This window comes from Kitasatospora sp. NPDC043949, assembly GCF_056435365.1.
The window spans coordinates 1-13,394 of record NZ_JBWKEQ010000053.1; the positions used below are offsets into that span (position 1 = coordinate 1).

14 protein-coding genes are annotated in these 13,394 nt (G+C 72.2%); 4 read left to right on the plus strand and 10 right to left on the minus strand.

Going from position 1 to position 13,394, the window contains the following annotated elements; translation table 11 throughout:
* Positions 1-109 precede the first annotated feature (109 nt).
* The 4 genes from AC07AL_RS31655 to clpS all read right to left on the minus strand — a co-directional run bounded on the left by AC07AL_RS31655 (position 110) and on the right by clpS (position 3,261).
* Positions 110-541, minus strand: coding sequence for a M67 family metallopeptidase (locus AC07AL_RS31655; RefSeq protein WP_478319075.1), 432 nt, complete (start codon positions 539-541; stop codon positions 110-112).
* Positions 542-641: 100 nt separating this feature from the next.
* Positions 642-2,084, minus strand: coding sequence for an amino acid permease (locus tag AC07AL_RS31660; protein WP_478319076.1), 1,443 nt, complete (start codon positions 2,082-2,084; stop codon positions 642-644).
* A gap of 187 nt (positions 2,085-2,271) precedes the next feature.
* Positions 2,272-2,844, minus strand: a complete 573-nt coding sequence (locus AC07AL_RS31665) for a DUF2017 domain-containing protein (protein ID WP_363620073.1) — start codon at positions 2,842-2,844, stop codon at positions 2,272-2,274.
* 123 nt (positions 2,845-2,967) lie between these two features.
* Positions 2,968-3,261: an ATP-dependent Clp protease adapter ClpS gene (gene clpS / locus AC07AL_RS31670; RefSeq protein ID WP_063351371.1), complete on the minus strand. Its 294-nt coding sequence runs from the start codon at positions 3,259-3,261 to the stop codon at positions 2,968-2,970.
* Between the two features lie 141 nt (positions 3,262-3,402).
* On the opposite strand from clpS, the gene AC07AL_RS31675 reads away from it, so the two are divergent.
* Together AC07AL_RS31675 and AC07AL_RS31680 are read left to right on the plus strand one after the other, a co-directional pair.
* Complete coding sequence (locus tag AC07AL_RS31675; RefSeq protein ID WP_363628114.1) at positions 3,403-4,719, plus strand: nicotinate phosphoribosyltransferase; 1,317 nt, start codon at positions 3,403-3,405, stop codon at positions 4,717-4,719.
* Between the two features lie 289 nt (positions 4,720-5,008).
* Positions 5,009-5,599 (plus strand): isochorismatase family protein, encoded by a 591-nt coding sequence (locus AC07AL_RS31680; RefSeq protein ID WP_363587184.1) that lies wholly within the window; start codon positions 5,009-5,011, stop codon positions 5,597-5,599.
* Between the two features lie 81 nt (positions 5,600-5,680).
* Here the strand turns inward: AC07AL_RS31680 and AC07AL_RS31685 are convergent, their stop codons facing one another.
* Positions 5,681-6,688: a hypothetical protein gene (locus tag AC07AL_RS31685; RefSeq protein ID WP_363620079.1), complete on the minus strand. Its 1,008-nt coding sequence runs from the start codon at positions 6,686-6,688 to the stop codon at positions 5,681-5,683.
* A 256-nt stretch (positions 6,689-6,944) separates the two neighbouring features.
* On the opposite strand from AC07AL_RS31685, the gene AC07AL_RS31690 reads away from it, so the two are divergent.
* On the plus strand, positions 6,945-7,541 hold the full coding sequence (locus AC07AL_RS31690; RefSeq protein ID WP_400810298.1) for a hypothetical protein: 597 nt from the start codon (positions 6,945-6,947) through the stop codon (positions 7,539-7,541).
* A 714-nt stretch (positions 7,542-8,255) separates the two neighbouring features.
* Positions 8,256-8,696, plus strand: a complete 441-nt coding sequence (locus tag AC07AL_RS31695) for an RNA polymerase sigma factor (RefSeq protein WP_063349204.1) — start codon at positions 8,256-8,258, stop codon at positions 8,694-8,696.
* Positions 8,697-8,702: 6 nt separating this feature from the next.
* On the opposite strand, the gene AC07AL_RS31700 is transcribed toward AC07AL_RS31695, so the two are convergent.
* From AC07AL_RS31700 to AC07AL_RS31720, 5 genes are all read right to left on the minus strand, one after another.
* Complete coding sequence (locus AC07AL_RS31700; protein ID WP_363587187.1) at positions 8,703-9,269, minus strand: DinB family protein; 567 nt, start codon at positions 9,267-9,269, stop codon at positions 8,703-8,705.
* An 87-nt stretch (positions 9,270-9,356) separates the two neighbouring features.
* On the minus strand, positions 9,357-10,577 hold the full coding sequence (locus AC07AL_RS31705; RefSeq protein WP_478319077.1) for a S8 family serine peptidase: 1,221 nt from the start codon (positions 10,575-10,577) through the stop codon (positions 9,357-9,359).
* Between the two features lie 86 nt (positions 10,578-10,663).
* Positions 10,664-12,061 carry a WXG100 family type VII secretion target gene (locus AC07AL_RS31710; RefSeq protein WP_478319078.1) on the minus strand — a complete coding sequence of 466 codons (1,398 nt, stop codon included), beginning with the start codon at positions 12,059-12,061 and terminating at the stop codon, positions 10,664-10,666.
* Between the two features lie 44 nt (positions 12,062-12,105).
* Positions 12,106-12,531, minus strand: a complete 426-nt coding sequence (locus tag AC07AL_RS31715; protein ID WP_478319079.1) for a hypothetical protein — start codon at positions 12,529-12,531, stop codon at positions 12,106-12,108.
* A 97-nt stretch (positions 12,532-12,628) separates the two neighbouring features.
* Positions 12,629-13,375 carry an endonuclease V gene (locus AC07AL_RS31720; RefSeq protein ID WP_363587191.1) on the minus strand — a complete coding sequence of 249 codons (747 nt, stop codon included), beginning with the start codon at positions 13,373-13,375 and terminating at the stop codon, positions 12,629-12,631.
* Between the last annotated feature and the right edge of the window lie 19 nt (positions 13,376-13,394).

Here is a 13,394-nt window from a genome sequence, read left to right on the forward strand (position 1 = left end):
CCCCCCCCCCCCCCCCCCCCCCCCCCCCCCCCCCCCCCCCCCCCCCCCCCCCCCCCCCCCCCCCCCCCCCCCCCCCCCCCCCCCCCCCCCGCGCCCAGGTGGGTGCTGGTCAGGCCGGGTGGGCCTCGACGACCTGGACGTCTTCCTCTGTGATCTCGCCGTCCACGATGCGGAACGAGCGGAACTGGAACGGGTCGTCCTCGCCATTGCCGTCGGCGGTGGAGACCAGGACGTAGTGGGCGAACGGCTCGGAGGCGTAGCTCACGTCGGTGCGCGAGGGGTAGGCCTCGGTGGCGGTGTGCGAGTGGTAGACGATCACCGGATCCTCGTCGCGGTCGTCCATCTCGCGGTAGAGCTTGAGCAGGTCGCCCGAGTCGAACTCGTAGAAGGTGGGCGAGCGGGCCGCGTTGAGCATCGGGACGAACCGCTCGGGCCGTCCGCTGCCGGCCGGTCCGGCGACCACGCCGCAGGCCTCGTCCGGGTGGTCGGCGCGGGCGTGGGCCACGATCCGGTCGCGGAGTTCTCGGGTGATGGTCAGCATGCGGTCAGGATAGCCACGCCCCGGCGGGTGTCCGCCGGGGCGTCCGGAGCGCGGTCACCGGGTGTCCGCCACCTGGGCGCGGCGGCCAGGTCCCGGCGGTTCAGCCGCCGTTGCGCACGTGCAGGTGGTCGTGGGCGACGCCGTGGGCGGCCCTCGGGTTGCGGCGCTTGAGCACCTGGTAGCCGATCACCAGCAGGACGGCCCAGCCCGGGAAGACGTACAGCGAGATCCGGTTGTCCGCGTCGAACGCGATCAGCACCACGACCAGGGCGAGGAAGGCGAGCGCGGTCCAGCTGGTCCAGGCGCCGCCGGGCGCCTTGAAGGTGGGCGGCGGCAGGTGGCCGGCCCGCCAGGCCTTGCGGTAGCGGATCTGGCAGATCAGGATCACCGCCCAGGTCCACAGGCCGCAGACGGTGGCGACGGAGGTGATGTACTCGAACGCCTTGGCCGGGACGAGGTAGTTGAGCACCACGCCGACGCCCATCAGCAGGCAGGAGAGGGTGATCGCGAAGGCCGGGGTGCGGTGGGTGTTGAGCTTGGTGAGCTGCCCCGGGGCCTGGCCGCGCAGGGCGAGGTCGCGCAGCATCCGGCCGGTGGAGTACATGCCGGAGTTGCAGGAGGAGAGCGCGGCGGTGAGCACCACGAAGTTGATGATGCCGGCCGCGGCCGGGATGCCGATCTTGCCGAAGGCGGCCACGAACGGGCTGACGCCGGGCTGGAACTCGGTCCACGGCACGAGCGAGAGGATGATCACCAGCGCGCCGATGTAGAACAGCATGATGCGCCAGGGCAGGGTGTTGATGGCGCGCGGCAGGGTCTTCTCGGGGTTCTCGCTCTCCCCGGCGGTGACGCCGACGAGTTCGACGCCCAGGTAGGCGAACATGACGATCTGCAGCGTCATCACGGTGGCGCCGATGCCCTTGGGGAAGAAGCCGCCGTCCTGCCACAGGTGGGTGATCGACGCGGTGTCACCGGCCTTGCTGAAGCCGAGGGTGAGCACCCCGATGCCGATCAGGATCATGCCGATGATGGCGGTGACCTTGACCATCGAGAACCAGAACTCGATCTCGCCGAACAGCTTCACCGAGATCAGGTTGGCCGCGTAGAGGATCACCAGGAAGGTCAGTGCACTGGCCCACTGCGGGATGTCGGGCGCCCAGAACCTCACGTACACGGCGGCGGCGGTGGTCTCCGCCATGCCGGTGACCACCCAGAACAGCCAGTACGTCCAGCCGGTCACGTAGCCGGCGAAGGGGCCGAGGAACTCGCGTGCGTACTCGGCGAAGCTGCCGGAGACCGGGCGGTAGGTGAGGAGTTCGCCGAGGGCGCGCATGATCACGAAGATCGCCACGCCGGCGACGGCGTAGGAGAGGATCAGGCTCGGGCCGGACCGGGAGATCGCGGTGCCCGCGCCGAGGAAGAGTCCGGTGCCGATGGCACCGCCGATCGCGATCATCTGGATCTGGCGGCTTCCCAGCCCCCGGTGATAGCCCTCCTCGTCCGGTTTCGCGTCGACCACGTCGTCGTACAGCTGCTCGGCCATGGTGCACCGTCCTGGGTGGGTCTCGTGGGGTGGAGAAGTCGTACCACGCAGGGTTCGGATAGCGGTGTTCATCTGAGCGTTATTTGAGCATGACCTGCTATGTTTTGCCCGATTTAAAGAGAAATGCCCCGGCCGTCCGTCCACATATTGGACGAATCGACCGGGGCCTGCCCGGAAGCGGGCACGATCAGTCCGCGATCGCCTCCAGGAGCGTCTCCTGGAGCGCCCCCAGCCAGACGTACGCCATCACCAGCGGCTTGCGGTCGTCCTCGTCCGGCAGCTCGTAGAGCTCCTCGTCGTCCTCGCTGACCTCCAGCTGGACGCCCAGGGTCAGCCGCAGGTCGTTGAGCGCGCCCAGCCAGCGCAGGCCGTCGGCGGGGTCCAGCTTGACCACCCCGCCCTCACCGCCGAGCCGGTCGAGCATCCGGACGACGTGCAGGGCGTCCTCGCGCTTACGGGTCCGCAGGTCCACCTCGGTGTAGCGGCGGAACTCGCCCGAGGCGGCCCGGCTCTCCTCGTTCTCCGGCCCGGCCGGGTCGCCGTAGGCGTCCGGGAAGAGCCGGGCGAGCATCGGGTTGGCCGGCGCCTCGGTCGGGCCCTCGGCGAACAGCGCGGCCAGCGGATCGCCGCCGTCCCCGCCCGGGCCGGGCCCGATCAGCTGCAGGATCCCCACCTCCAGGGAGCGCAGGATGGAGGCCTCCACCTCGTCCAGCGCGATCGCCGCGCTCCCGCCGCCGGCACTCTCGAACAACCCAGCCATGTCTATCGGTCAGCCCGTCTTCGTCGTCTCGGGTGGGGTACCGGCTCCGCGGCCGGTCGCGCCGCGGTCCGCACTGCGCCGGTCGCACTGCGGTCAGTCGTGCGGCGGTCAGTCGTGCCGCGGTCAGTCGTGTTGCAGCGTCGCCCAGAGGCCGTAGCCGTGCATCGCCTGGACGTCGCGCTCCATCTCCTCGCGGGAGCCGCTGGAGACCACCGTCCGGCCCTTGGTGTGCACCTCCATCATCAGCTTCCTGGCCTTGTCCTTCGGGTAGCCGAAGTAGGCCTGGAAGACGTACTGGACGTAGCTCATCAGGTTCACCGGGTCGTTGTGCACGATGGTCACCCAGGGCGTGTCCGGCTCCACCACCGGTAGTCCTTCGACCTCCGGGCGCTCGATCTCCACGGGCGCGACACTCACCGCCGGATCCTCCTCGCTGCGCAGTCCGTCCACGCCTCTTCAGCCCCATGCTGCCATCCGGGGGATCCCCGGGCGATTCCGGCCCGGCTCGCAGCACGAGAAATCGTCACTCTGACGCTAAGTGGTAGTAGCATCATCCGCATGGACGCCACTTCAGTGCGCGCGGCCGGTTCGACCGCGCTCCTCACCGACCGCTACGAGCTCACCATGCTGCAGGCCGCCCTGCGCAGCGGGGCCGCGCACCGCCGCTCCGTGTTCGAGGTGTTCACCCGCCGCCTGCCCAGCGGCCGCCGCTACGGCGTCATGGCCGGCACCGGCCGGGTGCTCGACGCCATCGAGGACTTCCGCTTCACCACCCCGCAGCTCGACTGGCTGGCCGGCCAGGGCGTGGTCGACGACGACACCCTGCGCTACCTCGCCGACTACCGCTTCGCCGGCGACATCCACGGCTACCCCGAGGGCGAGGTCTACTTCCCCGGCTCGCCGCTGCTCACCGTCGAGGGCAGCTTCGCCGAGGCGGTGATCCTGGAGACGGTGATCCTCTCGATCCTCAACCACGACTCCGCGATCGCGGCCGCCGCCTCCCGGATGACCGCCTCGGCCGGCGGCCGCCCGGTGATCGAGATGGGCGCCCGGCGCGCCCACGAGCAGGCCGCCGTCGCCGCCGCCCGGGCCGCGTACGTCGCCGGCTTCGCCGCCACCTCCGACCTGGAGGCCGGCTTCACCCACGGCATCCCGACCACCGGCACCGCCGCCCACGCCTTCACCCTCGTCCACGACAGCGAGCGGGACGCCTTCCGCGCGCAGATCGCCTCCATGGGCAAGGGCACCACGCTCCTGGTCGACACCTTCGACCTGCGCGAGGCCGTCCGCACCGCCGTCGAGGTGGCCGGCCCCGAACTGGGCGCCGTCCGGATCGACTCCGGCGACCTCACCCTGCTGGCCCACCGGGTCCGCCGCCAGCTGGACGACCTCGGCGCCACGAAGACCCGGATCATCGTCACCTCCGACCTCGACGAGTACGCCATCGCCGCGCTCGCCGCCGCCCCGGTGGACGGCTACGGCGTCGGCACCAGCCTGGTCACCGGCAGCGGCCACCCGACCTGCGCGATGGTCTACAAGCTGGTCGCCCGCGCCGAGAGCGCGGACGGGCCGCTGGTGCCGGTGGCCAAGCGCGCGGCCGGCGGCAAGACCAGCATCGGCGGCCGCAAGTGGGCCGCCCGCCGGCCCGACGCCGACGGCGTCGCCGAGGCCGAGGTGGTCGGCACCGGAGCGGTCCCCGCCGACCTGGAGCCGCACCTGATGCAGGTGCCGCTGGTGCGGGCCGGCCGGGCCGTCGGCCGCGAACCGCTCACCGCCGCGCGCGAACGGCACATCCGGGCCCGGGCCGCACTGCCGCTGTCGGCCACCCAGCTCTCCAAGGGCGACCCGGTGCTGCCGACCGAACTCGTGCTCTGACCCCGCCCCGGCCGACCCGCGCGGACCGGCGGACGACCCCGGGGCCGTCCGCCGGTCCGCCGGTTCACCGGTTCACCGCGGTTCGCCGCGGTTCGCCGGTTCGCGCCGGGCGCCGGCCCGGGGTCCGCCCCAGGCCTTCCGCCCCCGCACGCCACTCCCTAGAGTCAGCCGTAGAGTTCCCCCGGAGCTCCCCGAGAACCCCCGAGCCCCGCCGCGGGCCGAGTACTCCCGAGGGCTCCCCCCACCAGGGCGCCACCACGGCCGCCCCCCACATCCGAGGATGCGAGCCATGCACCGGGCACTGATCGTCGTCGACGTGCAGAACGACTTCTGCGAGGGCGGCAGTCTGGCCGTCGCCGGCGGCGCCGAGGTGGCCGCCGCCATCACCGACCTGATCGCCGAGTCCTCCCCCGGCTACCAGCACATCCTCGCCACCCGCGACCACCACATCGACCCGGGCGACCACTTCTCCACCGAGCCCGACTACGTCACCAGCTGGCCGGTGCACTGCGTGGCCGGCACCGAAGGCGTGGGCTTCCACCCCAACTTCGCCCCGTCCGTCATCTCCGGTGCGGTCGAGGCGGTCTTCGACAAGGGCGCCTACTCGGCGGCGTACAGCGGTTTCGAGGGGCTGGACGAGAACAACCGCGGTCTGGTGGAGTGGCTGAGCGAACGGCAGGTCGACGAGATCGACGTGGTCGGCATCGCCACCGACCACTGCGTCCGGGCCACCGCCCTGGACGCCGCCCGGGCCGGCTTCACCACCCGCGTCCTGCTCGACCTCACCGCCGGGGTCGCGCCGGCGACCACCACCGCCGCGCTCGCCGAACTGCGGGCCGCCGGGGTCGAGTTGGTCGGCGCCCCGGTGGTTCGGGCGTAGCACCGGCTCCGGTTCGGGAGCGGCCCCGGGCGCGGCTCGGGCGCGGCCCCGGATCCGGGGGCGGACGGATCCGGCCCGGAGCTAACCGACCATCAACTCCACCACGTCCGAACCGCCCACCCGGTGGGCCTCGCGCAGTTCGGCGCCGACCGCGTCCCGGTCGGCCGCGAGCCGGGCGCCGGAGACGTACACCACCCGGATCCCCAGGTACTCCATCCGGTGCTGGCCGCCGCGCACCCAGGCGGCCTCGCCCTCGCTGACGCAGCGCAGGTCCGAGTCCACCTCCACGGCGACGCCCTGCTCCGGCCAGTAGAGGTCCGGGACGGCGATGTACGTGCCGCCGCGCATCCGCAGCTCGGGGCCGACCAGCGGGACGGGCAGCAGGCACTCGTCCACCAGTTCGCCGACCCGCTCCAGGACGAAGTCCCGCTCACCGGCCAGCAGTTCGTCCAGGGCCGCGCGCACCCGGGGCTCGCCGGTCAGCCCGGAATCGGTCAGCTCGGACGCCAACTCCCGTACGGTGCACGGGCCGTCGGGCCGCGAGACGGCCTCGCGCAGCAGCGCCCGCACCGGCACCGGGGTGCCACCCTCCTCCGCGGTCCACTCGCACAGCGCGTCCGCGACCGCCCGGGCGACCGGCGCGCAGGCCAGGCCGTGCACCGAGCGGGCCACCAACTCCCTTTCGGTGCGCCGGATCCGCACCTCCCCGGCGTCCTTCAGCCGACGCTGGCGGGGCACCAGGACGTCCACCCCGGTCACCGCCGGCAGCCGGGGCACCGCGGCGAATCCGTACAGCGCGAGCGCGGCCGCACCGGTGATCACCGCGCCCTCGCGGCGGCCCTCCTCGCGACCGTTCTGCGCCGCGTACAGCAGGGCGGCCCACATCCGCTGCTCCGGGGTCGGCCCGTCGGACTGCAGCAGGTACACCCGGGGCAGCAGCCGCCGCCAGGGCCCGCCGCGACGGCAGTGCTCGGTGATGACCCGGGCCGGCACGCCCCGGGCGCGCAACTGGCTCGCGGTGACGACGTTCTGTTGACGCTTCGCCAGCTCCTCCAGGGACGGCGGCGGCGTGGGAATCCGGTAGCTCATGCGGACACCATCCCCAACCGCTCCGACCCGCCACCGGCCACCTGACGCACTGTTACCCAACCGTCGCGAAACCGGGATCAGCTCGCACTAAAGTCCCCATACCCTCACTCAATCGGAGTAATTGACGGTCGTCAGGTTGTCATATCTGATCGAACCCGATCGCCCACCAGGCCGCCTGACCCAGAGTGACCAAAGGCATACGCCGGGAGACCCTTCAGGCGTCAAACCCGCCCCGGGAATTGCCTAGGCTTGCGTCATGTCACGTGACGAGACCGCCGGCCTCCGCGCGGCCCAGCTCCGCCTTGGCCGTCTGCCCGGATACGTCCGCCGCCCGGACCCGGCCCGCCGCAGCGGCGAACAGGGCCATACGTACAAGAAGGGCTGGGAGGTCCGCTTCACCGCCCGCAGCGAGGCCGAGATAGCCGAGATCCGCGACCTCGTGGTCGCCGCCGGGTTCGCCCCGGCCAGACCCTTCTTCAAAGGCCACCAGCTCATCCAGCCGGTCTACGGCATGGCCGCCGTCCAGGCCTACCTGGCCGCGAGACAGGCGGCCGAGGAACACGCCGCCCGCACCGCGCTCGGCCGCCGCCGACGAACCGCCGGCGGACACCCCGCCACCGGACACCCCACCGGCACCGCACACCCTGCCACCGCCGGGCACCCCAGCGGCGCCGCGCACCGGTGCGAACGCGAGGAGGCTGCCACCGAGGCCGCTGCGGCGACTGCGGTCGCAGCCGCCACCGCCGCCCAACTCGCCCGGCGGCTGGCCATCGAGTCCTTCCCCGCCCAGGTCGAACGGAGCAGCGCCGTCGACGACCGCCTCTCCCCGACGGAGGCCCGACCGCAGTCCTGACGGCAGACCACCCCACCCGCGCCTCGACCCCCGGGCCGGACGGCCCCAGGCCGCCGAGGCGTGGCCGACGTGCACGGTGGCGGCCAGCAGGCGCGGGACCGTCCGGATCAGCGCCTGCTCCGCCCCCTCGGCCACCCGGTGCGCCGCCGCCACGGCGAGCGCACCGCCCACCCACCACCCCTGCTGCCACGCCCACCTCGGCGCGCAGCGCGTCCACCTCGCATCCACCGCGCGCATCCACCGTCCGCACCCACCGCCCGCACCCGGGCTGCGCGCCCCCGGTGGAGACATGCACGTCGGAGTCCACCCGGCCCGTCACGCCACGCCGGAACGGGCGCGACCGAAGGTGTGGTTGCGCGGACGGTTGTGCGGCCGCAGCTTCGCGCCGTGGGCGTGGACGCCAGCCTCCATAAGCCCTACGGTGGCACATCAACCGTCCTGCAACCACGGCCCTTCTGCACCCCCTGACCAGCCGCGACGCGCTCGCAACTACACCCCCCGCACCACTGCGCCACCCTCCCCCACCGATCCCCCGCCCGGCCGCCCCACCACCGCCGCACCACCACGCCCCACCGGTCGACACCGGAACCGGCCGAGCGGCGGCGGGTTCCGGGCATTCAATCCGATTGGTAACCCAGCGCACCGAGGGCATATCGTAGAGTGAGCGCAGATGATCGACCGTCAGCCACCCATCTCCCTTTCCGAGAAGCCGAGATGACCAACCGTCACGCGAGTTCCGCCGAGCCGCCCCCGAGGCCCGGTGAACCGGAGGACGTACCACTGGAGTTCGCCGCCTTCTGCGAACTCCACCGCCCCCGGTACCTCAGCTACGCCCGGGTGTGGCTGACCGAGCACAGCAGCGCGGCCACCGCCGTCCAACAGGCGTTCGCCGAAATCGCCGTCCAATGGCGCGAGTTGCTGGGAAGCTCCAACCCCACCGCGAACGCCTGGCAGATCCTGCGCAGCACCGTCGCCGACCACACCCGGCACGTGCCCGCCGCACCGGACCGCCACCCCGCCGACGACGACCTGGCGATCCTGCACTACGTCGTCGGCCTCGCCGCCCCCGAGATCGCCGACGTCATCGGCACCGACACCGCCAGCGTCGCCGGCCGGCTCCGGCGCACCATGCTGTGGGAGGCCTCCGGCTGGTGAGCCCCCTCAGACCCGCTCACCCGTCACGTCGAACAAGTGATGCACCGGGTCGTGGATCAGATAACGGGCGAACGACTCCACCGTGAACCGTGCCCCGTCACTACGGCCCCCGGTCCGCCCCCACTGCTCGCCCGCCACCCGCCCGAACGCCGCCGCCAGCGCCTCCGCGGCCGCCGCCAGTTCCCCGGCCACCACCGCCGGCACCTGCTCCCCGTACCGCTCGGCGACCGCCGTCTCGTCCTGGTCCCAGTTCGGGAACAGCGGGTCGTCCTCGGCCAGCATCAGGTCCAACCGGACCCGGAACAGCCGGAACACGTCCCGGACATGGCACGCGTACTCCAGCCCCGACCACACCCCCGGCCGCGGCCGCCGACGCAAACCCTCCTCGGCCCCGGCCAACAACGCCACCCAGGCCTCCGCATTGGCCCGGACCATCCCCGCGACGTCCTCCCGCACCACCGCCGGAACGTCCAGCCCACAATCCGGACACGGGCGTTCCAACACCCACGTCCAGTCCTTGCCGTCCGGCACGACCACACCCACCGGATCCACGCCACGCTCAGAAGCACTCATGACCCCAGCATGGCCACCCCACCACCCGCCCCACCAGCGGCAAGGACGCCAACCGCCACCAAAATGCTGCCACCCCGCCCGCAGCCCTCAGCCACCCGCACCCCTGCGCCGCCGCACCCGCACCACCCACACCACGACCGCCACCACCCCGCCGACCAGCACCCCCCACAACGCCACCCCCACCGCAACCCCGACCCCGAACCAGCCGCCCCCGCCGCCCCCGCCGGCCCCAGCCGCAGGCACCACGGCCTCGCCACCCGGCGGCTCCGTCACCCCGTCCCCCGCAGCCCCCCGCGACTCCGCCCGCCCCACCAACGGATTCTCCCGAGACCCGCCGTCCACCCCCGGATCGGCCTCCAACGCCTTCGCCGGCGCCAGCACCCCGAAGCCGTACCTGCTCCCCGGCACCGCCGACCCGTCCTGCGGCGGCGTGGCAGTCCTGATCATCCGATTGATCACCTGCCCCGCCGAAAGCTCCGGATACTTCGCCCGGATCAACGCGGCGGTGGCGGAGACGTAGGCGGTGGCATCCGAGGTGCCGTTGCCCACGCCGTAGCTCGACGAGGACTTGGCCGTGGCCTGGTAGATCTCCACACCGGGCGCGGCGAGTGTCGTTTCGGCACCCGGCGTCGAGCGGTCCCAAACTCTGCCCGTGGAGTCCACAGCCGCTACCGCCACCACTCCGGGAAAGGCCGCCGGGTACTGGACACCGCTCAGGCTGTCGCCGTTGTTCCCGGTGGCGGCGACCAGCACGACGTCCTTGGAGACCGCGTAGTTGACGGCTTCACGTGCCGGGGAGTCGAACCTCGACGTCCCCCCGACCGACATGTTGACGACCTTCGCACCGTGGTCCACGGCAAAGCGGATCGCCTCGGCGAGGCCGTTCTGCTGGACGTCCTGATTCCCGCCGTCGGTCCGCACCTTCACCGGCAGGATCTTCGCCTTCGGCGCCAAGCCCATGACCCCCGCCTGTGCACCGTGCCCGTGCCCTGCGATCAGGCTCGCCATCCCGGTGCCATGGCCGTCGCCGTCGGTACGACCGTCCGTGTTCGTACCGGAGAAGTCACCCCCCGCAAGCACCTGTCCGGTGAGGTCCTGGTGGTCCGGGTTGACCCCACTGTCGACCACTCCGACGATCACGCCCTCGCCCTGGTTGACAGTCCAGACTTTCGTCTCGGCCTCGAAGGCCTTCAGGGCCCATTGCTTGTCTCTGATCTGATCCGCCGATGCCGTCGGTGTCGCGACACTCCAGATCAATGCCCCGGCGGCAAGGGCCGCTGTACCACGCGCCAACCGGCGGCTCGTCAAGCCTGGTCACCCCACTCAGCGAGGCGTCCCGCAGATCACCGATCCGCGGGACGCGATCAGATCACCCGTCCGCTTCAGGACCGGGCTCATTCCACCACGTTCGGATTGGCCGGCTTGTCCGACGCCCAGGTCTCCTCGTCCTCAACGAGGTAGTCGGGCCTCCGACGGCCCTTCTCCCGGCCCTTATCGTGCCGTTGCGCGCCGGTGGGCGGCAGGCCGGGGGCCATACCGCCAGGGCCGCCAGCACCGGGTTCGCCCCTGGGCCGGTTCCGGACTCCCAGGCCGGAACCGCCTTCCGTGAACGCCTGCTTGCCGCGCATGCCCTCGACCGGCCCTGCGGTCCCACCGACGATCCCACCAGGTCGGCCTGTAGACCCACCCATCGGCCGGGCACCGGAGCCACCTCGACCTCCGATGCCCCCACCCGGTCCACGGCCGCCCGCCGGATTGTCACCGCCCGGGAGTTCCCGACCGCCGAATCCGACCTTGGCCTGGCCGATGCCGGGGCCGACCGGTAGACCAGCCGCCGGGCCTGCGGGATTGGAGATCCCCTGCCCGCCATTGCTTCCCAGGAGGCCGCCCGCAGCACCACCAGGCGGCACAACACCCGCCCCGGACACGTGAGTTCCCGGGAGGGCGGTGGTGGCCACAGTCCTGTTGGGGATGACCGCCGGCGTGTCGGCGATGCCTGCACCCGGGCCGTGGTTCACCGAGCCCAGGGGCTTCGGCGGAGTCTGCGCCGCGCCGCCCTTGATCCCCGAATCGGTCGGAACAGACGCACTCCTCGACGTGGAGCGGGCTGGCATCGCCGATCCGGAGGACTTCGGACCCTGCGGTGGTGGGCTGGTCGTCACCCGCCCTGATGTTCCCACGACGCCGATCGAGGTTCCCGACATCATCGCGCTCGCCACCGCCGCCGCCCCGGCCGGATCGTCCTGTGGTGTCACGTCGCGCGTCTCACCCGACTTCTGCAGCGTTGGCAGGTTCGGTGGCGGCTTCAGGGTGGGGGTGGCGATGCGGTAGTGCATGGCGAGGGTTTGCATGACGGTGGCGGCTTCGGCTTTTCGGCGGTCGGCGACGGGGATGTGTTCGTCGTCGCCGCCGAAGACGGAGGAGACGCCGTCGCCGACGGTGTCCTTGACCTTTTCCCAGGTGCTGGGTTCCTCGGGCATGTCGCGCTTGGCCTTGGCGATGGCCTCGGACATGTTGTGGAGGGTGTTGGCCGCGTCGTTGGCGTAGGAGGCGGCGTTGTTGATGCTGTCGGCGAGGTGGAGCATGCGGGTGTGGAAGGCGTCGCTGGTGGCGCCTTCCCAGGTGACGGCGGCTTCGGTGCTGGCGCGGGTGAGGGTGGCGCGGATGGCCTTGAGGGTGTCGGCGGCGTGGCGCCAGGGGTCGCCGGCGGCCATGACTTCGCCGGGGTTGAGGGCCTGGGCCATGGTGCGGAGTTGGGCGTGGCTGTAGGTGGTGAAGTCGGTGTAGGCCATGGGGGGGTCGCCTCCGTTCGGGCTCGGCCGGTGGTGGCCGGGGGTCAGGGGGCGGGTGGGGCGACGGTGTGCTCGTAGGCGGCCTTGCTGCTGGCGGAGGGGTCGGCGACGGACCAGCCGTCGTCGCCGAGTTTGAGTTTCTTCGCGGTGTGCTGGTCGTGTTCTTCGTAGGTGGTGGCGGTGAGTTCGGCGTTCTTCTGGGCTTCGCCGACGGCTTGTTGGAGTTGGTTGAGGACGTCGCGCAGGCCGTCGCGCATGGTGTTGTAGCGGTTGTGGATCTCGGTGGCTTCGGCGAAGGTGCCGAAGGCGGTCCTGCCGATGCCGCTGCGCCCGTGGGTGCCGGTGCCGTCGGCGTGGTGCTGGAATTCGGCGAGGAGGAGCCGGACTTGGGCGGCGAAGGCGCGGAGTTGTTCGACCTCGACGCGGTAGCCCCGGCCGGCACCTCCGGTCGTACCGGTTCCTGTTGCCATTTCGGCGCCTCCCCCGTGCGTCCGTGGGTCGCTGCCGGGGTTGGGCCCCGGTGTCTCATGTCTAACACACGGGGCCCGAATTCCGCCTGGTACCTGGTCAGTTCGCAGGCGTCCTCGCGTGGAGGGCGTCGGCGAGGGCGCGGCGGCAGAGGGAGTCGGCGTGCCGGGTGGTTTCGGGGAGCCGGTAGTGGGGGGCGAGTTGGAGGGTGGTGCGGACGGCGGTGTCGAGGCTGATGCGGTGGCCGATGGAGACGTAGACGGGTTTGACGCCGGGCCGGGTGCGGAGGGCGCGCCCGACTTCTTCGCCGGTGGCGGGGTCGGTGAGCGGGGTGGTGGAGCCGCGGGGGGTGTCGGGGTCGTGGTGGTGGAAGGTGAAGGGGGTTTTGGCGACGCCGAGGGTGCGCAGGCCGGTGAGGACGCCGAGGTGGCTGGCGAGGCCGAGGCGGCGGGGGTGGGCGAGGCCGTAGCCGTCGCAGACGACGGTGTCGGGGGTGCGGGTGAGGGCGGCGAGGGCGTCGAGGACGGCGGGGAGTTCGCGGAAGGCGAGCAGTCCGGGGGTGTAGGGGAAGGGGATGCGGCCGACGGCGGTGGACTGTTCGACGACGGCGAGGGTGTCGTGGTCGAGGAGGACGGCTGCGGCGGCGACGAGGTCGTGTTCGTCGTCGTAGGCGACGTCGACGCCGGCGATGAGCCGCCCGACCCCGCCACCGCCGGAGCCGGAACCGGAACCTGAGCCGGAACCGTCGGGGTCGTCGGAGTCATGGGTCTGGACGAGGGGGCGCAGGCGTTCCTGTTCGGCGAGTGCCTGGGCTTCGGTGGTGGGCCAGTCGGCGGGGATGGGCACGGGTGTTCCCCCGGGTGGG